Origin of the sequence: Bradyrhizobium sp. B124 (assembly GCF_038967635.1) — a bacterium.
Classification (GTDB): Bacteria; Pseudomonadota; Alphaproteobacteria; order Rhizobiales; family Xanthobacteraceae; genus Bradyrhizobium.
Window position 1 is genome coordinate 6,228,712 of sequence record NZ_CP152413.1, and the last position, 24,749, is coordinate 6,253,460.

The 24,749-nt window shown below is 64.8% G+C and carries 23 protein-coding genes; 10 read left to right on the forward strand and 13 right to left on the reverse strand.

Annotation, left to right across the window (positions count from 1 at the left end):
- Nucleotides 1–66: 66 nt before the first annotated feature.
- Nucleotides 67–1,818, forward strand: a complete 1,752-nt coding sequence (locus tag AAFG13_RS29550) for a type I secretion system permease/ATPase (protein WP_342709014.1) — start codon at nucleotides 67–69, stop codon at nucleotides 1,816–1,818.
- On the forward strand, nucleotides 1,815–3,137 hold the full coding sequence (locus AAFG13_RS29555) for an HlyD family type I secretion periplasmic adaptor subunit (RefSeq protein WP_342709015.1): 1,323 nt from the start codon (nucleotides 1,815–1,817) through the stop codon (nucleotides 3,135–3,137). Before AAFG13_RS29550 ends, AAFG13_RS29555 begins: the two co-directional genes overlap by 4 nt.
- A gap of 311 nt (nucleotides 3,138–3,448) precedes the next feature.
- On the opposite strand, the gene AAFG13_RS29560 is transcribed toward AAFG13_RS29555, so the two are convergent.
- Nucleotides 3,449–3,931, reverse strand: coding sequence for a CinA family protein (locus AAFG13_RS29560; protein ID WP_212311778.1), 483 nt, complete (start codon nucleotides 3,929–3,931; stop codon nucleotides 3,449–3,451).
- 173 nt (nucleotides 3,932–4,104) lie between these two features.
- On the opposite strand from AAFG13_RS29560, the gene AAFG13_RS29565 reads away from it, so the two are divergent.
- The 3 genes from AAFG13_RS29565 to AAFG13_RS29575 are packed head-to-tail and all read left to right on the forward strand — an operon-like array spanning nucleotide 4,105 to nucleotide 6,701.
- Nucleotides 4,105–5,181 carry an amidohydrolase family protein gene (locus AAFG13_RS29565; RefSeq protein ID WP_342709016.1) on the forward strand — a complete coding sequence of 359 codons (1,077 nt, stop codon included), beginning with the start codon at nucleotides 4,105–4,107 and terminating at the stop codon, nucleotides 5,179–5,181.
- Nucleotides 5,178–6,287: an amidohydrolase family protein gene (locus AAFG13_RS29570; RefSeq protein WP_342709017.1), complete on the forward strand. Its 1,110-nt coding sequence runs from the start codon at nucleotides 5,178–5,180 to the stop codon at nucleotides 6,285–6,287. Before AAFG13_RS29565 ends, AAFG13_RS29570 begins: the two co-directional genes overlap by 4 nt.
- Nucleotides 6,288–6,701 carry a Rieske (2Fe-2S) protein gene (locus tag AAFG13_RS29575; RefSeq protein ID WP_016846808.1) on the forward strand — a complete coding sequence of 138 codons (414 nt, stop codon included), beginning with the start codon at nucleotides 6,288–6,290 and terminating at the stop codon, nucleotides 6,699–6,701.
- Nucleotides 6,702–6,858: 157 nt separating this feature from the next.
- Here AAFG13_RS29575 and tcuB read toward each other — a convergent pair whose 3' ends face one another.
- The 4 genes from tcuB to AAFG13_RS29595 form a co-directional block, all read right to left on the reverse strand.
- Entirely contained in the window at nucleotides 6,859–7,962 is a 1,104-nt protein-coding gene (gene tcuB / locus AAFG13_RS29580) for a tricarballylate utilization 4Fe-4S protein TcuB (RefSeq protein ID WP_342713420.1), read from the reverse strand.
- A 16-nt stretch (nucleotides 7,963–7,978) separates the two neighbouring features.
- The gene (tcuA, locus tag AAFG13_RS29585) at nucleotides 7,979–9,370 is read right to left on the reverse strand and encodes an FAD-dependent tricarballylate dehydrogenase TcuA (protein ID WP_342713421.1); all 1,392 of its coding nucleotides are present in this window, start codon (nucleotides 9,368–9,370) and stop codon (nucleotides 7,979–7,981) included.
- Nucleotides 9,371–9,457: 87 nt separating this feature from the next.
- Entirely contained in the window at nucleotides 9,458–10,786 is a 1,329-nt protein-coding gene (locus AAFG13_RS29590; RefSeq protein WP_342709019.1) for an MFS transporter, read from the reverse strand.
- A gap of 239 nt (nucleotides 10,787–11,025) precedes the next feature.
- Nucleotides 11,026–11,925 (reverse strand): transcriptional regulator GcvA, encoded by a 900-nt coding sequence (locus tag AAFG13_RS29595; protein ID WP_223966268.1) that lies wholly within the window; start codon nucleotides 11,923–11,925, stop codon nucleotides 11,026–11,028.
- A gap of 117 nt (nucleotides 11,926–12,042) precedes the next feature.
- Between AAFG13_RS29595 and AAFG13_RS29600 the strand changes: the two genes are divergently transcribed.
- On the forward strand, nucleotides 12,043–12,246 hold the full coding sequence (locus AAFG13_RS29600) for a DUF1127 domain-containing protein (protein WP_212311772.1): 204 nt from the start codon (nucleotides 12,043–12,045) through the stop codon (nucleotides 12,244–12,246).
- Between the two features lie 69 nt (nucleotides 12,247–12,315).
- Entirely contained in the window at nucleotides 12,316–12,939 is a 624-nt protein-coding gene (locus AAFG13_RS29605) for a GNAT family N-acetyltransferase (protein ID WP_342709020.1), read from the forward strand.
- Nucleotides 12,940–13,256: 317 nt separating this feature from the next.
- Here the strand turns inward: AAFG13_RS29605 and AAFG13_RS29610 are convergent, their stop codons facing one another.
- Both AAFG13_RS29610 and AAFG13_RS29615 read right to left on the reverse strand, forming a co-directional pair.
- A complete protein-coding gene (locus AAFG13_RS29610; protein ID WP_342709021.1) occupies nucleotides 13,257–14,087 on the reverse strand; it encodes an enoyl-CoA hydratase in 831 nt (276 codons plus the stop codon).
- A 151-nt stretch (nucleotides 14,088–14,238) separates the two neighbouring features.
- Nucleotides 14,239–14,940 (reverse strand): SDR family NAD(P)-dependent oxidoreductase, encoded by a 702-nt coding sequence (locus AAFG13_RS29615; protein ID WP_342709022.1) that lies wholly within the window; start codon nucleotides 14,938–14,940, stop codon nucleotides 14,239–14,241.
- Between the two features lie 71 nt (nucleotides 14,941–15,011).
- On the opposite strand from AAFG13_RS29615, the gene AAFG13_RS29620 reads away from it, so the two are divergent.
- Both AAFG13_RS29620 and AAFG13_RS29625 read left to right on the forward strand, forming a co-directional pair.
- Entirely contained in the window at nucleotides 15,012–16,793 is a 1,782-nt protein-coding gene (locus AAFG13_RS29620; protein ID WP_342713422.1) for an acyl-CoA dehydrogenase family protein, read from the forward strand.
- Between the two features lie 53 nt (nucleotides 16,794–16,846).
- The gene (locus tag AAFG13_RS29625; RefSeq protein WP_092119616.1) at nucleotides 16,847–17,935 is read left to right on the forward strand and encodes a Zn-dependent alcohol dehydrogenase; all 1,089 of its coding nucleotides are present in this window, start codon (nucleotides 16,847–16,849) and stop codon (nucleotides 17,933–17,935) included.
- Between the two features lie 148 nt (nucleotides 17,936–18,083).
- Here AAFG13_RS29625 and AAFG13_RS29630 read toward each other — a convergent pair whose 3' ends face one another.
- From AAFG13_RS29630 to mbfA, 4 genes are all read right to left on the reverse strand, one after another.
- Nucleotides 18,084–18,437: a nuclear transport factor 2 family protein gene (locus tag AAFG13_RS29630; protein ID WP_212311766.1), complete on the reverse strand. Its 354-nt coding sequence runs from the start codon at nucleotides 18,435–18,437 to the stop codon at nucleotides 18,084–18,086.
- Nucleotides 18,438–18,553: 116 nt separating this feature from the next.
- Complete coding sequence (locus tag AAFG13_RS29635) at nucleotides 18,554–20,026, reverse strand: amidase (protein ID WP_342709023.1); 1,473 nt, start codon at nucleotides 20,024–20,026, stop codon at nucleotides 18,554–18,556.
- Nucleotides 20,027–20,178: 152 nt separating this feature from the next.
- Nucleotides 20,179–21,045, reverse strand: coding sequence for a hypothetical protein (locus AAFG13_RS29640; protein ID WP_342709024.1), 867 nt, complete (start codon nucleotides 21,043–21,045; stop codon nucleotides 20,179–20,181).
- A 19-nt stretch (nucleotides 21,046–21,064) separates the two neighbouring features.
- Complete coding sequence (gene mbfA / locus AAFG13_RS29645; protein WP_212311764.1) at nucleotides 21,065–22,036, reverse strand: iron exporter MbfA; 972 nt, start codon at nucleotides 22,034–22,036, stop codon at nucleotides 21,065–21,067.
- A 165-nt stretch (nucleotides 22,037–22,201) separates the two neighbouring features.
- Between mbfA and AAFG13_RS29650 the strand changes: the two genes are divergently transcribed.
- On the forward strand, nucleotides 22,202–22,924 hold the full coding sequence (locus AAFG13_RS29650; RefSeq protein WP_176528698.1) for a hypothetical protein: 723 nt from the start codon (nucleotides 22,202–22,204) through the stop codon (nucleotides 22,922–22,924).
- A 78-nt stretch (nucleotides 22,925–23,002) separates the two neighbouring features.
- On the opposite strand, the gene AAFG13_RS29655 is transcribed toward AAFG13_RS29650, so the two are convergent.
- Nucleotides 23,003–23,374 (reverse strand): hypothetical protein, encoded by a 372-nt coding sequence (locus AAFG13_RS29655; protein WP_163155478.1) that lies wholly within the window; start codon nucleotides 23,372–23,374, stop codon nucleotides 23,003–23,005.
- A gap of 212 nt (nucleotides 23,375–23,586) precedes the next feature.
- Nucleotides 23,587–24,732 carry an alpha/beta hydrolase gene (locus AAFG13_RS29660; RefSeq protein WP_342713423.1) on the reverse strand — a complete coding sequence of 382 codons (1,146 nt, stop codon included), beginning with the start codon at nucleotides 24,730–24,732 and terminating at the stop codon, nucleotides 23,587–23,589.
- Between the last annotated feature and the right edge of the window lie 17 nt (nucleotides 24,733–24,749).

Consider the following 24,749-nt stretch of genomic DNA (forward strand, 5'->3'; position numbering starts at 1 on the left):
GTGGTCGCAAACGTCTATACAACGTGGTGATCACGTAGCCCTTTTGATTTGCAGAGATCGGTTTTTATGGCAGTCGCGCCCGCTGTCCGGCGTTCCGAACTGGCTGAGGCGCTGCGCGCATGCCGCAGTGCCTTTATCGGCGTCGGCCTTATCAGCTGCATGATCAACCTGCTCTATCTGACAGGTTCGATGTTCATGCTGCAGGTCTACGACCGCGTGCTGCCGAGCCGCAGCGTTCCGACCCTGGTCGGCCTCGTCGTCATCGCCGCGGTCCTCTACATGGCCCAGGGCGTGCTCGATCTGTTGCGCGGACGGATCCTCGGCCGCGTCGGCACCTCGCTCGACGAAGCGCTCAATGCGCGGGTGTTCGACACCATCGTGCGGCTGCCGCTGATGGCCGGCAATCGCAGCGAGGGCCTGCAGCCGCTGCGCGACCTCGACAATGTGCGTTCCTTCCTCGGCAGCATGGGTCCCGGCGCGTTCTTCGACCTGCCCTGGCTGCCGTTCTACATGCTGATCTGCTTCGCGTTCCATTGGCTGCTCGGCGTCACGGCGCTGGTCGGCGCCGTCATCCTGGTGACGCTGACGCTGATCACCGAATACATGTCGCGCACGCCGGCCAGGGAAGCGATGTCGCTCGCGGCGCGGCGCAACGATCTCGCCGCCTCCAGTCGCCGCAACGCCGAAGTGCTCGTGGCGATGGGCATGGCCGGGCGGATGAACAAGCGCTGGAACGAAGCCAACGAGGAGTATCTGTCCGGCAACCAGCATGCGAGCGACGTGAGCGGCGGGCTCGGTGCGGTCGCCAAGGTGCTGCGCATGATGCTGCAGTCGGCGGTGCTCGCGGTCGGTGCCTATCTCGTGATCCATCAGGAGGCCACCGGCGGCATCATCATCGCCGGCTCGATCCTGAGCGCGCGGGCGCTGGCGCCGGTCGATCTCGCGATCGCGCATTGGAAGAGCTTCGTCGCCGCGCGGCAGAGCTGGCAGCGCCTCAACCGCCTGCTGCAGCAGATTCCGGCGCGGCCGGAGCAGACGCTGCTGCAGGCGCCGCAGAAGAAGCTCTCGGTCGAGGCGGTGACCATGGTTGCGCCGGGCGACCAGCGCCCGATCGTGCAGGATGTCACCTTCGCCGTCGAAGCCGGCAGCGGCGTCGGCGTGATCGGCCCGAGCGGTTCCGGCAAATCGTCACTGATCCGGGCGCTGGTCGGCGTCTGGGTGCCGGCGCGCGGCAAGGTACGGCTCGACGGAGCCGCGCTGGATCAGTGGTCGTCGGACCAACTCGGCCGCCATGTCGGCTATTTGCCGCAGGACGTCGAACTGTTCGCCGGCACGGTCGCGCAGAACATCTGCCGGTTCGATCCCGACGCCAAGTCCGACGGCATCATCGCGGCGGCCAAGGAGGCCGGCGTGCATGAGATGATCATCAAGATGCGCGAGGGCTACGACACCCAGGTCGGCGAGCAGGGCACTGCGCTTTCCGCAGGTCAAGCGCAGCGCGTCGCGCTGGCGCGCGCGCTCTACGGCAATCCGTTCCTGATCGTGCTGGACGAGCCGAACTCCAATCTCGACAGCGAAGGCGACGAGGCGCTGACCCGCGCGGTGCGTGGCGCCCGCGAGCGCGGCGCCGTCGTCATCGTGGTCGCACACCGGCCGATCGGCATCGAGGGCGTCGACCAGCTGCTGGTGCTCAAGGACGGCCGCATGCAGACCTTCGGGCCGAAGGAGACCGTGCTCGCGCAGGTGCTGCAGCGCGTCGCGCCGCCAGCGCCCACACCGATCAAGATCGTCGCCGATGCGGGGGCGACCAAGTCATGAGCGACCGCATGACCGATCAGCCGCGCAACGCACATGCTTCGATCAGAAAGCACCTCGTGGTCGGCCTCGTCGTGGTCCTGGTTCTGGGCGGCGGCGTCGGTGGCTGGGCCGCGACGGTGCCGATTTCGGGCGCGCTGATCGCGCCGGGCTCGGTGGTGGTCGATACCAACGTCAAGAAGGTGCAGCATCCGACCGGCGGCGTCGTGGGTGAAATCCTGGCGCGCGACGGCGACACGGTCAAGGCGGGCGACGTCGTCGTGCGTCTCGACGAGACCGTCGTGAAGGCGAGCCTTGCGATCGTGGTCAAGACGCTGAACGGTCTCTATGCGCGTGCGGCCCGGCTCCAGGCCGAGCAGCAGGGCCTCGACAAGATTGCGTATCCGCCGCAGCTCACCGAGCAGGCGCGGGATCCCGACGTCCGCGATATCATGGCGAACGAAACCAAGCTGTTCGAGGTCCGGGTCAACGGCCGCGCCGGCCAGAAGGCGCAGCTGCGCGAACGCGTCACCCAGCTCAACGAGGAAATCGCCGGCCTGCAGGCGCAGGAAACCTCCAAGGACAAGGAGATCGCGCTGGTGCAGCAGGAGCTGGTCGGCGTCCGCCAGCTGTATGAGCAGCATCTGGTGCAGCTCACCCGCCTCACCACGCTGGAGCGCGACGCGGCGCGGCTCTCCGGCGAGCGCGCGCAGTACATTGCGTCGCGCGCCCAGGCCAAGGGCAAGATCACCGAGACCGAGCTGCAGATCATCCAGGTCGACAAGGACATGCTCTCGGAGGTCTCCAAGGACCTGCGCGAGGCCAACGACAAGATCGGCGAGTTCGTCGAGCGCAAGGTCACCGCCGAAGACCAGCTCCGCCGCATCGACATCCGCGCGCCGCAGGACGGCGTGGTGCTGCAATCCACCGTCCACACGGTCGGCGGCGTCGTCACCGCGGGCGATGCCATCATGATGATCGTACCGAGGGCCGATGACCTGTCGGTCGAAGCCAAGGTCAATCCGCAGGACATCGACAAGCTCCAGGTCGGACAGAAGACCGTGCTGCGGCTCTCCGCCTTCAACCAGCGCACCACGCCGGAGCTGAACGGCGTCGTCACCCGCGTCTCCGCCGACGTCAACACCGACCAGCGCACCGGGCAGAGCTATTACACGATCCGCGTCTCGATGCCGCCGGAAGAAGTCGCGCGCCTCGGCAGCGAGGTGAAGATCATCCCCGGCATGCCGGTGGAAGCCTTCGTCCAGACCGGCGACCGCACCATGATGTCGTACCTGATGAAGCCGCTGAGCGACCAGTTCATGCGCTCGTTCCGCGAGAAGTAGGTTCTCGCGAGTCTTCGTAGCCCGGATGAAGCCAACGGGTCGCGCGAACGCGCGCCCGATGACAGGCTCCGCGAAATCCGGGGACGGTTACGCGGCGGATGCAGCTGCCCCGGATTGCGCTTCGCTCCATCCGGGCTACGGCCCCTTAACCCAGAGCGGGCTCTTTCCCCACGTCGTCCCTGCGAAAGCAGGGACCCATAACCACCGTCGATCATTGCTGCGCAACGCTGTGGCCGCAGCGTTCTTGAACGATGGCATCGTGGTTATGGGGCCCGGGTCGCGCTGCGCTTGCCCGGGACGACGGCGGAAAACTATTGCGCCAGATTCTTCAGCAGCAGCTCCAGCGCCGCCTTCGCGAACGCCTGCATGTTGGCCTGTCGGTCGCCGCTGGCAGTCTCCAGCGTGATCACCTGTTGCCGGGGACCTGCGACCGCCATGCAGCTATGGCCGGCGGCATCGCCGTAGCGGTTGCCGGTCGGGCCGGCGGCGCCGGTTTCGGACAATCCCCAATCGGTCGAAAGGCGTTCGCGGATCTGGCGTGCCAGCAGTTGCGCGTAGGGTTCCGACGACGAGCGGAGGCCGCGCATGGCGTCGTCGGGAATGTCCATCAGCGCGCGCCGCGCATCGCGGGTGTAGATCACGCCGCCGCCGAGGAAATAGGCCGACGCGCCGGGCACGGCGAGCAGCGACGCCGAGATCAGCCCGCCGGTGGACGATTCCGCGACCGCAATCGTCTGCTTGTTCGCGATCAGCTTCGCGGCGACCTGCTCGGCGATGGATATGAGTGCGTTCATCGGCGCTCTTTCTCGTTGCTTGCCATGAAAATCCCGTGGGGCGTTCTGCCTTCCTAGCACACCACACCGGCCCCTGCCGAGTTGCGGACCGCAGCCCGGCCTGATTGAATATCGGACAACAACCAAGCGGCGCCCGACAAGTTGTTGTGAGAGCGTGCGCCGGAGGAAACACCATGACGTTGCCGATCGCGGGTGGCGTGGATTGCGATCTGCATCCCGCCGTGCCTCACCTCACCAGCCTGCTGCCGTACATGAACGACTACTGGCGCGACCAGGTGACGACGCGCGGCATGACCGACCTGATCTCGCAATCCTATCCAACCAATTCGCCGATCGCCTCGCGGCCGGACTGGCGTCCCGCCCAGGGCAAGCCGGGTTCGAGCCTTGCCGACATGCAGCGCCAGGCGCTCGACCGGTTCGGCACCGCCACCGGCATCTGCAATCCGCTCTATGGCGTGCAGATGGTGTTCTCCGAGGACATGGCCGATGCCTTCTGCCGCGCGCTGAACGACTGGCTGGTCAGGGAATGGCTCGACAAGGACGATCGTCTGCGCGGCTCGATCGTGATCCCCGTACAGAGCATCGAGAAGGCGGTCGCCGAAATCGAGCGCTGTGCGCAGGACAAGCGCTTCGTGCAGGTGCTGATGCTCGTGATGGGCGACATGCCACTCGGCAAACGTCATTATTGGCCGATCTACGCCGCGGCCGAACGGCTCGGCCTGCCGGTCGGCATCCATGCCGGCAGCGCCTATCACAACCCGCCGACCTCGGTCGGCTGGGGTTCCTACCACATCGAGGATTATGTCGCGCAGGCGCAGGCGTTCCAGACCCAGCTCACCAGCCTGATCGTCGAGGGCGTGTTCGCGCGCCATCCGAACCTGAAAATGGTGATGCTGGAGTCCGGCTTCACCTGGCTGCCGCCGTTCTTGTGGCGGCTGCATAAGTTCTGGCGCGGCGTGCGCATGGAGACGCCGTGGGTCGACCGCGCACCGCTGGAGATTGTGCGTAGCAACATCCGTTTCTCGCTGCAGCCGGTCGATGCGCCGCCGGACGGCGACACCCTGAACCGGCTGTTCGACCATATGCAGTCGGACGAATTGATCCTATTCTCGACCGACTACCCGCATTGGCAGTTCGACGGTGACGAGGTGCTGCCGAAGGGGCTGTCGCAGGATCTGGTCCGCAAGATCATGATCGACAATCCGCACGCGACCTATGGCCGGTTGAGGGTGATGGAGACGACGCCATGAACATCCAGATTCGGGAACGTCCCGACGCGGCTGCGTCAGCCGGCATCAAGACCGCGATCGCCGATTGCGACATCCATCCCGCACGCGCGACCAAGGACGAGCTGTATCCTTATCTGCCCAAGCGCTGGCACAGCCATCTCGAGACCTTCGGCGTCCATCCCTATCAGGGCATGATGGAAGGCCCGCCCTATCCGAAGGCGCAGCCCAATGCCTCGCGCCGCGATGCCTATCCGCCGGAAGGCGGCCCGCAGGGCTCGTCGCTGTCCTTCATGCAGAAGCAGCATCTCGATCCCAACAATGTCGCGCTCGGCGTGCTCAACCCGCTCAACACCGGGCAGGGCATCCGCAACCAGGATCTCGCGGCCGCGATCTGCTCTGCGATCAACGACTGGCAGATCGAGAAATGGACAGCTAAGGACTCGCGCCTGAAGGCCTCGGTCGTCGTCGCCAATGAGGACGGCGTGTCGGCCGCGGCCGAAATCCGCAGGCGCGCAGGCGATACGAATTTCGTCCAGGTGCTGCTGCTGAGCCGCAATGTCGAGCCGCTCGGCCAGCGCCGTTACTGGCCGATCTATGAGGCGGCGCAGGAGGCCGGTCTTCCGATCGGCGTGCACGCCTTCGGCTTCGGCGGCAACCCGATCACCGCGTCGGGCTGGCCGAGCTATTACATCGAGGAGATGGTCGGGCATTCGCAATGCCAGCAGACCGCGCTGGCGAGCCTCGTGCTCGAGGGCGTGTTCGAGCGTTTCCCGAAACTGAAGATGGTGATGGTCGAGGCCGGGTTCGGTTGGGCGCCGTCGTTGGCGTGGCGGCTCGACAAGGTGTTTGCGCGGCTGCACGCCGAGGTGCCGCATCTGAAGCGCAAGCCGTCGGAGTATATCCGCGATCACATCTGGTGGACGACGCAGCCGATGGAGGATCCGGAGAGCCGCGACCATCTGTTCCAGACCATCGAGTGGATCGGCTGGGACAAGCTGCTGTTTGCGACCGATTACCCGCACTGGGACTATGACGAGCCGTCGCGTGTGCTGCCGGCCGGCGTCAGCGACGCCAATCGCCAGGCATTCTATCTCGACAATGCGAAGCAGCTTTACGGTATCTCATAGATGGCCCGTCATGTGATCGCCCCGGTGGACGAGCTGCCGCCGGGGTCGCGAAAGTTCCTCGAGATCGACGGGCGGCCGATCGCCGTCTTCAACGTCAAGGGCGAGTTCTTCGGCTTGCTGAACCGCTGCCCGCATCAGGGCGCGGCGTTGTGCGAGGGGCCGCTGATCGGGCTTGCGTCGTCGTCTGACCCCGGCGAGATCGAATACACCAAGCTCGGTGAGATCCTGCGCTGTCCCTGGCACGGCTGGGAGTTCGATATCCGCACCGGCCAGTCCTATTGCGACCCGCGCCGCTTCCGCGTGCGCGCCTATCCTGTGAGCGTCGAGCCGGGCACCAATGTGGTGAAGGGGCCGTATGTCGCCGAGACCATCAAGGTCGCGGTGGAAAGCGACTACGTGGTGGTGGATCTCTGACCACCCGTCATTCCGGGGCGCTGCGAAGCGGCGAGCCCGGAATCCATTCCACCGCCTGTTCGGTGGCCCGATGGATTCCGGGCCTGCGCCTTCGGCGCATCCCGGAATGACAGGATGCGGGTGAGCCGGCGTAGCGCAACCCACCCTACATCCTTACTCATTCCGCCATCATCTGCCGTTCGCGCGCGTAGCGCACCAGCGCGACGAAGCGGTAGATGCCGTGCACGAATTTTCCGTAAGGCATGGTGATGAACAGCGCGAACACCACGCCGAGATGCAACGCCAGCAGCGGGCCCATCGCGGCGCTCTCGCGCCACAGCAACAGGGCAAGACCGGTGACGCTGGTCAGGAACAGCATCAGGATGAACGCGGTGTCCATGCCCATCTGCTGTTCGTCAACCAGCACGCGGTCGCGTTTCCATTTTTCTGACAAGAGCCCGATCGGGCCGACCACGAGGCCGATGCCGCCGAGTGTACCGAGCACCACCGGCAGGTCCCACCACGCATAGGGCGCTTCGCGCGCCAGCAGATAGTGGTACAGCGTGCCGACGCAGGTCGCGGCGAAGCACAGCACGAAGCCGTAGAAGGTGAAGTGGTGATACAGCTTGCGGCGGTCGGTCGGGTGGTCGTCCTCGTTGAAGCAGCCGACACCGCCGCCGTCGAGATAGCGCAGCTCGCCGGCGTCGCGGACCGCCTGCAACAGCGACTTCGCGTCCGTTTTCATGCCGACGGGCTCGCCGATCGCGCGCCAGAATGCGCGCACGCCCATCACCAGCGCGAGGATCGCATAGAGCAGGGCGGCGCCGAACAGCAGCGCCATCGCATTATGCGGCATCAGTTTGTAGAACGCGCCGGGGCCGGTGTGGATGCCATAAAGCACGCCGCGGTCGTTGATCGCGGCGAAGCCGAAGATGAACGCGGCGACGCTGAGTGCGGCGATCAGGCTGATGACGAGGCCGTTGCGCGCAAACGCGCCGGCAAATGCGCGCGGCCAGGCATAGGCGGCGTAGGACTCGGCGCGCGCCACCGCCAGCGTCTTCGGGACATTGACGTTGAATTCGTGCGGTGGCGAGAACTGGCAGTCGGTGTAGCAGGCGCCGCAGGCATGGCAGAGATTGGCGAGATAGTTGAGGTCGCCGTCGGAGAAGGCGCGGCGCATCTCCATCGCGGGAAACACCGCGCACAGGCCCTCGCAATAGCGGCAGGAATTGCACACCGTCATCAGACGGTCGGCTTCCTGCAAGATCCTCGTCCCGTGCATCTCGCCAGCCTTGTCCTCAGTTCCGCGCATTCTTCGCCGCTTCCCGCCCGGCGACGCGGCCGAACACGCTGCCGATCGTCATGCCGATGCCGGCGGCGTAGCCCTTGCCGAGCACGTTGCCGGCCATGATCTCGCCGGCCGCGAACATGTTGGCCGACGGCTTACCGTCCTTCATCAGCATCCGCGACTGCTTGTTCACACGGGTGCCGAGATAGGTGAAGGTGATGCCGGGCCGCACCGGATAGGCGAGATAGGGCGGCGTCTCGATCTTGCGCGCCCAATGTGTCTTCGCCGGCGTGATGCCTTGGGTAGCGCAGTCGTCGAGGATGGTGTGGTCGAACGTGCCGGGCTGCACCGCGGCGTTGAAATCGGTGATGGTCTTTTCCAGCGCTGGCGCATCGAGCTCGAGTTTGCCGGCGAGTTCGGCGATCGTTGCGCCCGCGATCGGCGGAAACAGCGTCGGCATGAAGCTCGTCACGACGGTCGAATCGAAGATGATGTAGGCGATCTGGTCCGGCTGCGCGGCGACCAGGCGGCCCCAGATCGCGTAGCGCTTCGGCCAGATGTCCTCGCCCTCGTCGTAGAACCGCTCGGCGTGCTTGTTGACGACGATGCCGAACACGACCGAGTCGTGGCGGGTGATGATGCCGCCGTCGAATTTCGGCGCACGCGCATCGATCGCCACCGCATGGCATTGCGTGGGATCGCCGATCTCCTGCACGCCCTTGGCGAGCAGCATCTTCAGGATCGCGCCGCGATTATAGGGTGTGCCGCGGATCAGGAAATTGTCGGCGGCCTCGCCCCAATATTGTTTCAGCCATTCGATATTGGCCTCGAAGCCGCCGGCCGCCGCGACCAGCGTCGAGGCGCGCACCTCGGTCCTGCCGCCGACCGGCTGCTTCAGCTGCGCCGACAGGAACATGCCGTTCTCGATCACGAGATCGATCACCTCGGCATCGTAAAGGACGTCGACGCCGAGCTCCTCGGCGGTGCGATAGAGCGCGTTCAGCATCGCGCGGCCGCCGCCGAGGAAGAACGAGTTGGTGCGGCCGAGGCTGAGCGTACCGCCGAGCGAGGGCTGCCAGCGTACGCCCTGTTCGACGATCCAGTTCAGGATGTCCTTGGACTCGCGGATCATGAAGCGGGCCAGTTCCTCGTCGGTCTGGCCGCCGGTCACCAGCAGCAAATCCTTCCAGAACTCCTCCTCGGTGTAGGGACCGGTGAGGATCTCGGTCGCCGCGTCATGGGCGCAGCGCATGTTGCGGGTGTGGCGGGTGTTGCCGCCGCGGTAGAATTTCGGGGCGCCCTCCAGCACCAGCACGGAGGCGCCGGCGCGCCGTGCACTGATTGCGGCGCAGAGGGCGGCGTTGCCGCCGCCGATCACCAGCACGTCGAACCTGCGCGTCAGATCAGCCATGCGCTCTTGTTATCGTTGTTGGCATGGAAAGCAACATGTCGGGGCAGGCGATCGGCCTGCCCCGAATGCATATGCCAATTACGCCGCAACCGTCTCGCGCTGCTCGATGGTCTGGCCGCCACGGTAGACGATCAGCGCGGCGATGATGCCGAGAACAGCGCCGAACATCAGCCAGTAGGCCGGCGAGGCCTTGTCCTGCCCGGTCATGGCGATCAGCTTGGTCGCGACGAAGGGAGTCGACGTGCCGAATATGCCCGCCGCCAACGCGAACGCGATCGAGAAGCAGGTGGTGCGGACATGCGCCGGCACGATCTCGACCAGGCATCCCAGCATCGTGCCGCTGTAGACGCCGAAGTAGAACGAGAACATCATCTGCACGGCCAGCAGTTTTCCTAGCGTGGGCTCATGTGCGAGCCACGACAGTGCCGGGTAGGCGGTCACGAATGACAGGCTCGCGATCGCGATCAGCACCGGCTTGCGGCCGATCCGGTCCGACAGCGCGCCGCCGACCGGATTCCAGATGAAATTCGTCACCGCAACGAGCAGGGTCACCAGCAGCGTCCCGGAGGCCGAAAGGTGCAGCTCCTTGCCGAAGCCGGGCGCATACACGGTGATGAAATAGAACGTCGTGGTGGTCAGAACCGCGATCATCATGCCCAGGATCACGATGCGCCAGTTCTCCAGCGCCGAGGCGAACACTTCGCTTGGCGTCGGATGCTTCTTCATGGCCAGGAAGGCCGGCGTTTCCTCGAGCGAACGCCGCAGCATGAAGATCACGGGAATGATGAGGCATCCAATGAAGAACGGGATGCGCCATTTGGCGACGCCGCCGCCGATCGCATCCAGGAAGGTGTCGCCCGGGATCACTTCTCTCAAGACGAAGCCGATCACGGCTGCGACGAAGATCGCGACCTGCTGGCTGGAGGATTGAAACGAGGTGTAGAAGCCGCGGTTGCCGGGCGTCGCGATCTCGGAGAGATAAACGGAGACGCCGCCCAATTCGACGCCGGCTGAGAAGCCCTGTATCAGCCGGCCAATCAGCACGATGATCGTTGCGGCAATGCCGATCGATGCATAGGACGGGCAGAACGCAATCACCACCGTGCCCAGCGCCATCAGCGCGAGCGTCACGATCAGGCCCTGGCGGCGGCCGATGCGATCGATATAGGAGCCGAGCACGACCGCGCCCACGGGACGCATCAGCGCGCCGAGCCAGAACACGCCATACGCATTGAGCAGCGCCGCGGTCTCATTCTGGGCGGGGAAGAATGCTTTCGCGATGTCCTGCGCATAGAAGCCGAACAGGAAGAAGTCGAATTGCTCGAGGAAATTGCCGCTGGTCGCGCGCAGGATGGCGCCGAGACGCGACTTGATCTGCGGGACTTGCGATGAACTCGACTGCGACATAACGCCCTTTCCTCCCCGTGACAAAACGGCCGGCGCAAATTGTGTCGCCGGCCAAGGCAGTTAACTGCCATATGCGGCAATTTGGCACGGCTGTCCGGCGCGACCAACCCGAAATCGCGCCGCCGCTATGGGAAAAAAGCCGTAGGTGGAATTTGATGAGAGCGTTTTCGAGCGAAGTGGGCACCGGTTCGCGTGAAGAAAACGCGTCAGAACAATAATCTCGTGCGGCGTGCGCCGCATCAAGGCGTCGTATGCGCCGCAGCGCCGAGCCAGGAGCGGAATGCAGAGAGCTTCGGGGAATCGGCGCGTCCCTGCGGCGTGACCAGATAGAAGCCGGCGTCGGCGGGCAGCGCGATCTTGAAGGGAACCACGAGGCGGCCCTTGGCGATGTCGTCCTGCACATAGGAGGTGCGGCCCATCGCAATGCCGATGCCGTCGATCGCAGCCTGGATCGTCACGAACAGCAGGTCGAAGGTTACCCCCGGCTGCTTGGAGATGTCGGTCGCAAGGCCCGCAGCGGTCAGCCACAGCCGCCAGTCGTCGCTGTTGGCGTTGCTGGTGTGCAGTAGCACATGGTCCCTGAGGTCTTCGGGGCATTTCAGCGGCCTGGTTCCATCCAGCAGCGACGGACTGCACACCGGAAACAGTTCGTCCGCCATCAGCCAGTCCGAGCGCAGGCCGGCCCATTGTCCGCGGCCGTAGCGGATCGCCGCATCGACCTTGTCGCGCTGGAAGTCGACCAGGCTGGTCGAGGTGGTGATGCGGACGTCGATGCCGGAATGCGCCTCCTGGAACGCCGACAGTCGCGGCAGCAGCCATTTGGCGGCGAGCGATGCCAGCGTCGAGACGGTCAGCACATGATCGTCGTCCCGGCGCAGCAGGCGGTCGGTCGCGAGCCTGAGGTCATTGAAGGCCGCGCGGACGCCGGGAAGGTATTCGGCGGCCTCCGGCGTCAGGCTCAGTGAGCGGTTCTGGCGGACGAACAGACGAACGCCGAGCTCTTCCTCGAGGCGCCGGATCTGATGGCTGATCGCGGTCTGCGTCACGTTCAATTCGGACGCTGCGACCGTGAAGCTCATATGCCGCGCGGCGGCCTCGAACGCCCTCAGGCCGTTCAACGAAGGCAGGCGGCTGGTCATGTCAGATGGTCTCCAAATGCATGATTTTAATTCATGCGAAGCGGTACAAAGTGTCGTTTGTGAACAGGCCGAATAGCTCCGATATTACCGCCAACAGATTACCGATAGGAGCCGCAGATGTCCATTTTCACCCATGAATCGATGACAAATCATCATACGCTTGGGTTGCTGAACCAGGTCGGCGAGACCCTGCACGTCTGGTGGGATCGCTACGAGCGCCGCCGCGAGCTGTCGCAGTGGACCGAGCGCGACCTGCACGACATCGGCATGTCCCGCAGCGACATCGTTTTCGAGACCGACAAGCCGTTCTGGCGGGCCTGAGAAGGACGCCATCGCCGGCGCCGCCTCGATCGAGGGGTGTCGGCTAATTCTTCACCCGAGGAGCGTGTCATGACTGCGCTGCATCTCGACGATCTCAAGCAATACTCTGACGTGCTGCGCGCCAAGAACGGCAGCGAGATCAAGGTGCGCTTCGTCGAGCCGCGCGATCGTGAAGAGCTGCAGAATTACATCCGCTCGCTCTCCGCCGGGTCCCGTTACAACCGCTTCCTGGGTGCACTGAGCGAGCTGCCGAAGATGGAGCTCGAGCGCTTTATTCACGTCGGCGAGGCTGACCGGTTCACGGTGGTCGCGACGATGGTGGTCGATGGTTTTGAGACCATCGTCGGCGAAGCCCGCTACGCCTTCCATGCCGGTACGTCGAGCGTCGAGTTCGGCCTGTCGATCGATGACCGGTGGCAGGGCCACGGCATTGGCAAGGCGCTGCTGAAGAATCTCGAATGCCGCGCGGCGTCTTTCGGAGCCGAGCGCATCTTCGGCGACACGCTGCGGTCCAACGCCACGATGATCGGTCTCGCCCGCAAGTCCGGCTATGCCTTCACTGCAAGCCCCGGCGATTGGAAGCTGGTGCGCTTTGCGAAAGAGATCTACGTCGAACCACAAGACATTCCCTGTGCCAGCTGGCGGCTTGCCGCTACTTCCCGCTCGGCCACGATGTCCTCGCTTGCGGTTTGACTGACTAGGCCCGGTTCTGGCCCCTCCAGAACCGGGCCCTTTTCTTTTTTGCTTGCTCGGAACCTGTAGCCCGGATGAAGCGCAGCGCAATCCGGGACAAGTCTCGCCGCGGTAAGGGCTGCCCCGGATTGCGCTGCGCTGCATCCGGGCTACATTTCTTCAACCAGAGTTGCCGGGTTACCTTCCCTTGAAAAGGGGAGGTCGCTTTGCTCGTCAGAGCAAAGCGGGTGGGGATCTGCTCTCTCCACGAGCAATGGTGCGTGTGGCTGGACCCCCATCCCGACCTTCCCCCTTTCAGGGGGAAGGAGAAGACGCGCCTAATTGCCCCGGAACACCGGCTTGCGCTTCTCGATGAAGGCCTGCACCGCCTCCTTGTGATCCGCCGTCGCGGTGAGGCGGATCAGCCGCTCGGCCTCGTGGTCGCGCGCGGTGGCGAAGTCGAATTGCAGCGCCTCGTCGAGATTGTCCTTCATGTAGCGCAGCGCCAGGGTCGGGCCTTCGGCCATCGACTTCGCCAGCGCGAACGCCTCGTCCTGCAGCGTCTCGTCCGGCACCACGCGGTTGACGAGACCGATCTGCTCGCATCTGGTGGCATCGACCTTCTCGGACGTGAACATCAGCTCGCGGGCGCGCGAGGTGCCGACCAGGCGCGTCAGCAGCCAGGCCATGCCGTAGTCGCCACTCAGCGCCACGCGCAGATAACCGGTCGAGATGAAGGCGGATTGCGCCGCGATCCGGATGTCGCAGGCCATCGCGATCGCAAGGCCGGCGCCGACCGCCGGGCCGGGCAGCGCGGCAATGGTCGGCTTGCGTACCGAGGCGAGCGCGCCGGTCAGCAGGCGCTGGCGCTCCTGCAGGTCGGCGACCTTGTCCTCATAGGACATTTCGAGCTTCTTTGGATCGCGATTGGCGCCCATGCCCTTGACGTTGCCGCCGGCGCAGAACGCCTTGCCGGCGCCGGTGACGAGCAGCACGCCGACCTCGGGGTTCTCGCCGCAGGTCCGGATCATCGTGCGCAGCGCCGGCGTCAGCGTGTCCGACAGCGAGTTGCGGGCGTCCGGGCGGTTCAACGTGATGACGGCGACGCGGTCGCGGATCACGCAGAGCAGTTCGTCGGTGCCGGTCTCGATCTTGATTTCAGCGGTCATGATTCCTTCCCCTGTTTCCTTCGTCATTGCGAGCGCAGCGAAGCAATCCATGCTGCCACGCGTGGAGAAATGGATTGCTTCGTCGCTTCGCTCCTCGCAATGACGGACGGCGCTCGAGCCAGCCTACGCCGCTTGCATGATCTCCGTCATCTCAAAACTTCTCAACCCAGGGCCGCAATTCCAGCTCCCAGGTCCAGGCGTTGCGCGGCTGCTGCAGCACGTTCCAGTAGCTCAACGCGATCGCGTCGGGATCGAGCATCGAATCCGGGCGGTCGGCGGGCTCGGCGCGCGCGGAGCTGCGGATGCCGCCGTCGATCACGAAATGCGCGACATGGATGCCCTGCGGCGACAATTCGCGCGCCATGCTCTGCGCCAGCCCGCGCAATGCGAACTTGCCCATCGCGAACGGCGCCGATTGCGCATAGCCCTTGACGCTGGCGGAGGCGCCGGTGAACAGGATCGCGCCCTTCTTGCTGGGCAGCATGCGCTTCGCCGCCTCCTGCGCCACCAGAAAGCCGCCGAACGCCGAGATCGCGATCGCCTGCTCGACCTCGGAGGGGACGAGTTCAACGAAGGGCCCGCGCGAGCGGCCGGAGGCGTTATAGACCACGAGATCAGGTGTTCCGATCTCGCGCTCGACCAAACCGAACAGACGTTCGACGTCCTCGGCCTTGGTGGCGTCGCAGGCATAGGCGCGCGCGCCGGTCTCCGTGCAGAGCGCGCCGAGCTTCTCGATGCTGCGCGCGCCCAGCGCGACGCGAATTCCCTCCCGCGAAAATAGCCGCGTCAACGAGGCGCTGAGGCCCTCGCCGGCGCCGACGATCAGGGCGATCTTGTACTTCGGAATATCCATTGGGCTTTCCTTTGCTCGGCCGGAGGAGGATAGTCGTGCCCAAACAAATGAGCACCGCAGCCGGGAATTCAATGCAGCCGCACAAGCAGGATCTGAAAACGTCGTCCGCCAGCCAGCCGGGCCTTTTGGCGCCTGACACGACGGGAATGAATTTCTACCGGGCCGATCCCGCGCTGACCGATCTTCTGAAACTGCATCTGCCCGAGGCGTTGTTCCGCCACATCGAGCCGCATCTCGACCGGCTCGGCGGATTGGCCGGCGGCTATCTCGACGAATGCGCGCGGCTTGCCGACCGGCATACGCCGGTGCTGCACCAGCGCGACAAGTTCGGCCGCGACGTGCAGCACATCGAATATCATCCCGCCTATCGCGAGATCGAGAAGGCCGCGTTCGGCGAGTTTGGCATTCACGCGCTGTCGATCCGCAAGGGCATCATGGGCTGGCCCGACAAATATCCCGTGGTGGCCAAGCACGCCTTCACCTTCCTGTTCAACCAGACCGAATTCGGCATGGGCTGCCCGATCAACGTCACCGATGGTTGCGCAAAACTGCTGGCGAATTTCGGCAGCGAGGCATTGAAGGCGAAATATCTCGACGGCCTGACCCAGACCGACATGAGCAAGCTGACGCAGGGCGGCCAGTTCATGACCGAGAAGGAGGGCGGCTCCGACGTCGGCACGCTGACCACGCGCGCGGTGCAGGAGGGCGACCACTGGCGGCTCTATGGCGAGAAGTGGTTCTGCTCGAACGCCGATGCCAAGGTGGTGATGCTGCTGGCGCGCCCCGAGGGCGCGGGGCCGGGCACCAAAGGCGTCGGCCTGTTCCTGATGCCGCGTTTCCTCGATGACGGCTCGCAGAACCACTACCGGATCGTGCGCCTGAAGGACAAGCTCGGCACCCGCTCGATGGCCTCGGGCGAAATCAAGTTCGACGGCGCGATCGCGTATGCCGTCGGCAAGCTCGATCGCGGCTTCGTGCAGATGGCCGAGATGGTGAACTCGTCGCGGTTGTCCAACGGCGTGAAGTCGACCGCGCTGATGCGCCGTGCCTGGCACGACGCGATCACGGTCGCGAAGGGCCGCGTGGTGTTCGGCCAACGGATCATCGACCTGCCGCTGGCGCGGCGCCAGCTGATGAAGATCATGCTGCCGACCGAGCAGGCGCTGTCGATGAGCTTCCTGACCGCCGACGCGCTCGACCGCGCCGAGGCCGGCAGCCAGGACGCCGCGGCGCTGCTCCGCATCCTCACGCCGACCCTGAAATTCCGCGCCACCCGCGATGCCCGCAAGGTCTGCGGCGACGCCATGGAGATGCGCGGCGGCATCGGCTACATCGAGGAATTCGTCACGCCGCGGCTGCTGCGCGATGCGCATCTCGGCTCGATCTGGGAGGGCACCGGCAACATCGTCGCGATCGATACGCTGAAGCGCGCGGTCGGACGCCATGGTGCCGACAACGCGCTCGCCGCCGATCTGCATGCGCGGCTCGATGACAGCCCGAATGTGCCGCAAGCCTGGCGCAACCGGCTGCGTGATCTCAGCGATCGTGCGATCGGATTTGCCCGCGAGATCGCAGGCCGCATCGACAATGAAGGAGATGCGCGGCGCGCCACCAGCCTGCTCTATCACGTCGCGAGCGCCGTGGCGCTGGCGTGGGAGGGCGGACGCATCTACGAGATGCGCGGCGATGCGCGCCGGCTGCTGCTGTCGCGGATGGTGATCGATCACCGCGTGACGCCGGGCGATCCGTTCCGGCTAACGGAAAATACCGTTCAGCGCAGGATGACCGAGCACCTGCTCGGCGATCGCGCCGTCGGCATGGTCGAGGTTGGCGAATTGCTATCGGCAGCGTAGTCTGCCGCGCGAGCGCACCGTTCAAACAATCAAAAACGCCAAGGGAGACCCCGATGAAGGCCGCCGTCCTGCATGAAGTCAATCAGCCGCTGGTGATCGAGGATGTCAGCGTGCCCAATCCGGGGCCGCGCGAGGTCCTGATCCGCACCGCGGTTGCGGGCCTCTGCCATTCCGACCTGCACTTCATGGAAGGCCTCTATCCGCATCCGCTGCCGGCGGTGCTCGGCCATGAATCGGCCGGTGTGGTCGAGAAGGTCGGCTCCGACGTCAATTACGTGAAGCCCGGCGATCACGTCGTCACCTGCCTGTCGGTGTTCTGCGGCACCTGCGACAATTGCACCACCGGCCGCACCGTGCTGTGCACCGACACCACGGTGAAGATGCTGCCCGGCGCCTCCAACCGCCTGTCCTGGGGCCGGAAGGAGAAGCTCAACCAGTTCCTCAATCTGTCGTCCTTCGCCGAGCAGATGCTGGTGCACGAGAACGCCATCGTGAAGATCAAGAAGGAGATGCCGCTCGATCTCGCCGCGCTGATCGGCTGCGGCGTCATCACCGGCTATGGCGCCGTGGTCAACACCGCGAAGGTCACCGCCGGCGAGACCGTGGCTGTGATCGGCTGCGGCGGCGTCGGCATGGCCGCGATCAACGGCGCGCAGATCGCCGGCGCCGGCCGCATCATCGCGATCGACACCAATCCGGCGAAACTGCAACTCGCGACCAAGCTCGGGGCCACCGACATCGTTGATCCCGCGCGCGGCGACGTCGTCCAGCAGGTGCGCGAGCTCACCGGCGGCGGCGTGCATCACTCCTTCGAGGTGCTCGGCCGCAAGGAGACCGCCGAGCAGGCCTTCGCCATGCTGGCGGCAGGCGGCACCGCGACCATCGTCGGCATGATCCCGTTCGGCCAGAAGATCGAGCTGCACGGCTTCGACTTCCTGCGCGAGCGCCGCATCCAGGGCTCGTCGATGGGCTCCAACCACTTCCGCGTCGACATGCCGCGCCTCGTCGACTTCTACATGCGCGGCAAGCTGCATCTCGAGGACTGGATCTCGGCCAAGCTCAAGCTCTCCGAGATCAACGAGGGCTTTGCCAACATGAAGGCCGGCAAGACGCTGCGCAGCGTGATCATGTTCGACAGCTGAAGCGCCGTCGTCCCGGCCAAGCGAAGCGCGAGCCGGGACCCATACGCCGCGGCTCCGCTTTGGGCACGAAGGTGGACGACTTTCTTTACTCGCCACAGATGGCGGTGGTTATGGGTCCCGGCCTGCGCCGGGACGACACCTGAATCGTTCACCGTGCGACGTGCGCAGACACCGCGAGCCATTTCCCGTTCTGCCGTGCCCAGCAATCGGTGTAGCGGCCGTGCGCGGGCTCACCGTCCGCGCCGGTGTAGCTGGTCTGGGCGTGGATGATGGCGAAATCGCCGAGGATGCGGATCTTGACGTCCTCGGCCTTCAGTCCCTTGATCTTCACCGGGATCGCCGTCTGCTTCAGGAAGGCGGCGCGATCGACCAGGCTCTTGTCGGGATTGGTGCAGTAGAAGTCCTGCGCCAGGATTTCATCGAAACGCTTGACGTCGCAGTTCTGAACTGAGTCGACGTAATCCTTGTTGAGCTTTGTCAGCTCTTCGAGGTCCTTGCTCATTGGTGTTCTCCCTGTTGTCGTCATTGCGAGGAGCGGAGCGACGAAGCAATCCATCGTTCCGCGTACGTTGCTATATGGATTGCCTCGCTTCGCTCGCAATGACGGCAGCAACCCACCTAATCGTCGAACATCTTCGGCGGCACGAAGCCGCCAAACTCGCGCTCGATCAGCTCTGCGAGCTTCAGCGGCGTGCGGTCTTCCAGCATGGGACCGACGATCTGCACGCCGACCGGCAGTCCGTCGGGCGCAAAGCCGGTCGGGATCGCAGTCGAAGGCAGGCCGGGCAGCGTTGCGATGCCGGGCCAGGCGAGCTGGTCGGTGTAGACGTGCGGTTCACCGTCGATCAGGATTCGCCGCTGCTCCTGGTCCGGCGAATGATCGTGCGGATAGGCCGGCGTCGGCATGATCGGACAGATCACGGCGTCGAACGATTTGAACAGCTCGCGCCATTGCGCGCGCAGCCGCGCGCGGGCGTAGGTTGACTGCACCCAGTCGCGATGGCTGAGCGCGATGCCGCGCAACCGCTCGGCACCCAGGCTGTTATCGCTGGCCGGCAGCGCCGCCGCAGCTGCGCAGGCGCCGGCATAGACCTCCGGCGGGAAGCTAGCTGCGAGGAACGATAGCAGCATCCGCATATAGAGTCGCGAGGAGGACGCGAAATCGGGCAGCAGCGGGCTCGAACGCGATATCTTCGCGCCGGCCTTGTCGAGATTGCTGGCGAGCTTGTCGATGCTGCCGCGAACTGCCCTGTCGGTCGGCAGCACCGGATCGGTGTCGATGACGAGGATGTGGAAATCCTTCAGGCTCGTGTGGCGCGCCGCGGGCAGCTCGAGACGATAGGCCTTACCGGTATCGAGCGGGTCGGGGCCGGCCATCACATCGAGCAGCAGCGCGAGGTCGGCCGCGCCGCGCGCCATCGGGCCGATCACCGCAAGGTCACGCTCGTAGATCAGCGGCGGCGCCGGCGGCGCGGTGTGGCCGCGAGACGCCAGCAGATCGAAGGTCGGCTTGTGCGCATAGATACCGCAGTGGAATCCCGGCACGCGCAGCGAGCCGCCGATGTCGGAGCCGAGCGACAATGCGCCGTAGCCCGCGGCAAGCGCCGCCGACGATCCGCCGGAGGAGCCGCCCGGCGTGCGGCCGAGGTCGTAGGGGTTGTTGGTGGTGCCGTAGATCTCGTTGTAGCTCTGCCAGTCGGCGAGGGCGACCGGCACGTTGGTCTTGCCGAGGATGACGCCGCCGGCGTCCTTCACCCGCGTGATCGCGAGCGCGTCTTCCGCCGGCACGAAATCCTTTTGCGGCGGGAAGCCCCAGGTGGTCGGCAATCCGGCGACGTTGAAGGATTCCTTCACCGTCATGGGAATGCCGAGCAACGGCTTGTGCTCGCCGCGCGCGATCGCGGCATCGGCAGCGCGGGCCGCAGCGAGGCCGCGCTCGAAATCGCGCACGCAAACCGCGTTGACCTTGCCGTCATGGCGCTCGATGCGGCCGATCGCGTCTTCTGCGAGCTCGACGGCGGAGACCTGCTTGTTGTGCAGGGCTTTCGACAGTTCGACGGCGGTCTTGAAACTGTATTGCGATTTGGCCACGGCGTGCTCCCTGATTTTGGCGGCGATCATGCGCAGAATGGAGCGGGCGGGCAAGACCGGCTTGATCGCAATTGCGCTGGCGCGGCGCGTCGACGTCACACATCGCCTAACGCGATCGTGATCATCGGGCTCTGCCGGATGCTGACGCGCGCCTAATAAGGCGTGCTGCGCGCGGACAGATGCGCCATTGGATTGATGGGGCCGCTCGCGCTGGCGCGCTCGCTGCTCTCCTTGGTCCCGGGCACCGGGAAGGCGTATCCGATGATGGTCTTGACGACGAGCCGGTCGGATGCCCGCGTCAGGCCGTAGCCGACGCCGAAGTCGATGTCGACGTCGCCCACCTTGAAGTCGGTCACCGCGAACAATGTGTGCTGCTGCTCGGCGAGCGGGCTGAAGGCGCCGATCTTGCCGAAATCGGCGTAGTATTCGAGGCCGACATACACATCATTGTTGAGCTTGCGCGCCACACGAGCGGCGGGAGCGAAGTCCGCCTCGCCGTATTTGCCGAAACCGACGTCGACAATCGGATTGACGATGAATTCATAGTCCGCGTTGCGCACGCCGATGATCGGCCGGATCTCAAGGCCCCAGCGGGTCTGTGCGAATTTCGGCATCTGGTAGCTCAGCTCGAAATTGATGCCGTAGAACAAATTGCGCTTGTCGGCGTTCGGCGAGACGAACAGCGTGCGTAGCTTGAATGCGTCGGACAGGAATTGCCGGTCCTGCACGGCAAACGGCAGATAGAGCCCGAGCTCCCACCAATCGGTCATGCCATAGGCAAACTCCGGCGTGCCGTTGAGGCTGCCCTTGGAGGGAAAGCCGCCGGGGAAGGGCGGATCCTTCTGCCCGATGCCGACATAGTTGAGATGCTGCTGGATGGTGAACTGGCCGACCGCCGCGATGCCGGCATTGTAGACTTGGATCTCGTCGGTCGCCTGCGCGCGACCGCTGCATCCGAGCGCGCCCAGCATGGTCAATGCTGTGCCGGCCAGAACGCGATGTTTGCGGAGACGGGACATCGGATACCTCGATTCCGCGCTACGCCGCGCCGATCAATATGCCGACCGCGAGCACGATCGCGCCGCCGAGCACGATCTGGAACACCGCCTGCAGGAACGGCGTATCCATGTAGCGCGAGCGGATGAAGGCGATCGCCCACAACTCGAAGAACACCACGATGCCGGCGATCGCAGTCGCGATCCAGAATGCGTTCGGCCAGGCGTCGGGCACCAGATAGGGAATGGTGTGGCCGAGACCTCCGAGCGTCGTCATCAATCCGCAGGTGATGCCCCGCAGCCAGGGCGAGCCGCGGCCGGTCAGCGAGCCGTCGTCGGACAGCGCTTCCGCAAAGCCCATGCTAATGCCGGCGCCGATCGAGGCCGCAAGGCCGACCAGAAAGGTCTGCCAGTTGTGATGCGTGGCGAAGGCGGCGGCGAACAGCGGCGCCAAGGTCGAGACCGAGCCGTCCATCAGTCCGGCGAGGCCCGGCTGCACATATTGCAGCACGAACATTCGCCGCCGCGTGCGGTCTTCCTCCGCGCGCACGTCGGGCTTGAGGATCTCGCCGGTCAGGCGGACGGCGAGCTTCTCGTGGCCCTTCTCCTCCTCGGCGAGATCGCCGAGCAGCCGGCGCACGCCGACATCTTCGGCCCTTTCGGCGGCGCGGGCATAGAAGCGCTCGGCCTCCAGCTCCATGGTCTCGACTTCCTTGCGGATGGTGTCTAGCGGCAGGTTCTTGGTCAGCCAGATCGGGCGCCGGCGCAGAAAGCCTTTGACGTCCTCGCGCCGGATCGGTGGCAGATGCGGGCCGAAGCGCTGCTCGTAGGTTTCGAGCAGACGGTGGCGATGGCCGCGCTCTTCCTCCGCCATCTCCTCGAAGATCTTTGCGGTATCTGGATAGCGTTCGGTGAGGTCCTCGGCGAAGGACATATAGATGCGGCTGTCCTCCTCCTCGGAGGCAATCGCGACCGCCAGCACCTCGCGTTCGGTCAAATCGGCGAAATTCTTCACGGCAACGCCTTGTTTACGGAGTTTAGAATTAGAATAATTCTAATATTTGCTCGTCAGGCCGAGGTCAATCCTGGATGGGTGCGTCTCTGCCCGTTCGTGATCAAGATCAGGGGAACTAGGCTGTGCTACGTCCGTTCGAGTTCCTGCTGTGCACGAGAGGATGCCATGGACACCGTCAAATTCCGTCTGAATGATGCGCGACTGGCGCCGCGGCGGACGAAACTCGAGATTCCGGGCTGGGCCGGCAACCGTGAGCCGCGCAGCGATGGTTCGCGCGAGCAGGTCTGGCATTGCGTGCCGTTCTCGGAAGGCGCGCAATACGGGATCGAGCTGTTCTATCCCTATGATTTCGAGCTGCACGTCACCACGAAGGACGGAAGGTTACAACTCGACGCCGACTGGGGTGAGCCGCCGGACAGCGGCGTGCAGTGGCCGCCGTTCCGGAATTTCGGCGACGCGTTCTACACCTATCAGATATTGCTCGATCTCAAGGTCGAGAAGGGCATGGCGATCCGTACCGAACCGCATCCGCGCTTCTACACCGATCGCTCCGACACCGTGCCGATCGCCGTTCCTGCGCTCGTGCGCAATTGGTGGCCGATGATGTTCTTCACGGTGTTCAAGGCGCCGGCGGAAGGGCGCACCCACATTTTCCGGCCGAACGAGCCGTTCGCCCAGATCATCGTGATTCCCGAGGAAGCGAACTTTCAGCTCGAGCAGATGGGCGAGGAGGAGGCCGCCGAACGCGAATTGCAGGCGCGCCGCATCTACAACAATCGGCCCAAACTGGCCGCCGGAACGGAATGGACGTCGTCATCGGACACGGTGTTCGACGGCACATATCGCCATCTGCACCGCGCCGCAAAGGAGAAGGCGCGCAACGATTGAGCGAGATGCCGCATCATGGTTGACAAAACAACGGGGCCCGCGGGCCCCGTTGTGGTATCGCCGATCGGTCGCCATCGCTCAGTAATCGCGACGGTAGAAGCTGTGATGGTGATGGTGGTGATGATGGTGATGGTGGTAGCGCCGATAGCGCGGCACCACGATGACCGGGCGGTCGTAGTAGTCGCGGCGATAGTAGCCGTGATGATGGTGGTGGTGGTGATGGTGGTGGTGGTAGTACTGCGCAAGCTGCACGTTCTCGCGGACCGGAGCGGGCGCAGCCTCGTCGAGCGCCTGCAGCTTTGCGGAGGCGTTCGAGATCGGCTCCAGCAGGTCCGCGTATGAGTTCGCCTGCAGAACGTCGGCCGGGTTCGGCCCAGGCGCAGCTTCGGCGGCACCGACCGCGCCGAACGCGGCCACCGCTCCCAGAAGTCCAGCGATTTTCCTATCCATCTTTGCTCTCCTCAAAAAGTCGCCGGACCGAGCGCCGGTTTGTAGCAACGCCAATCATTGCCCAATGTTTCGTGAACCGCGCATTAACGCCCTGTGACGGGATCGTGGCGGCAGGCACCCGCATCTGACACGGGACGGATGCCGATTCGCGCAAAGAAAACCTGCCAAAACAAGAATCTAGAGCGACTGATTCGATCAGAACCGAAGTGGCTCTAGCTTGCACGCGCGAGGAACTGAAGCAGCAGCCGGCTCACTTCGTCCGGCTGCTCCTGCTGCACCCAGTGGCCGGCGCCGTCGACCAGATGGCAGCCGATCATTTTGGTACAGGCCCTGGTCTGCATCGTCTCGAACACGCCGGGCCGCTGATAGGTGCCCCAATCCTGCTTGCCCGAGATGAATGCGGACGGCTGGTCGATGCTGCGGCCGCTCCAGGTTTGCAATTCCGGAGTGAACGCGCCTGACGTCCCGCAGCGATACCATTGCAGCCCGCCCTGGAATCCCGTGCGCTGATACTCCGCGCTGTAATAGGCGAGGTCGCGGTCCGGCAGCCATGCGTTGGCGGCGATCGCCTCGCGCGACGGCATCTCCTCGGCCACCGTCGCAGCCATGTCCTTGGCGAGGTCCATCACATAGTAGGTCGGCAGTTTGGCCAGCTCCCCCGCCGACCAGGATTGCAGCGGATAAGGCTTGTTGTCTTTCCAGTCCGCGCTCTTGTGATGGTAGTAGGCGCGCAGGAAGTCGTGCACGCCCTGTGGGGCGCGATGCATGTCGGCATTGGCCGGACGTGTCGAATAGTACCATTGGTAGTGCTTGCGCGGACGCGGCAGCACCGCCAGCTCGCGATGCACGGGGTCCTCGCTCACGGGGTTCGCGGGCTCACTTGCGGTGTTGAACGGCAGCGACGGCGTTCCTCCGAACGGCGCGCTCATCATGACGACAGCGCGGAACACGTCGGGGCGGATCAGCGCGCACCATGCCGCGACCGACGAGCCGAAATCGTGCCCGATCACGGCATCGACGTGCGTGTAGCCGAACGCTGCGACCAGCCCGAGCGCATCGCGCACCAGATTGGGCAGGCGGAATGATGTGAGGTCGCCGTCATAATCCGCGCTCCAGCCTGTGGTGCGGCCATAGCCGCGCTGGTCCGGCGCGATCACGTGATAGCCGGCCGCGGCGAGCTTCGGCATCACCTTGCGCCAGGAAAACGCCAGCTCCGGAAAGCCGTGCAGCAGCAACAGGCAGGGCCGGCCGGCTGTTTCGAAGCCCGCCTCCAGCACATGCATCCGCAGGCCGTTGATCCCGTCGACATAACGTGAGCGGATGGTGGCGGGGAGCGGGACGTCGGGGAGCGTTTCCATCGTGCAGATCACCTGTT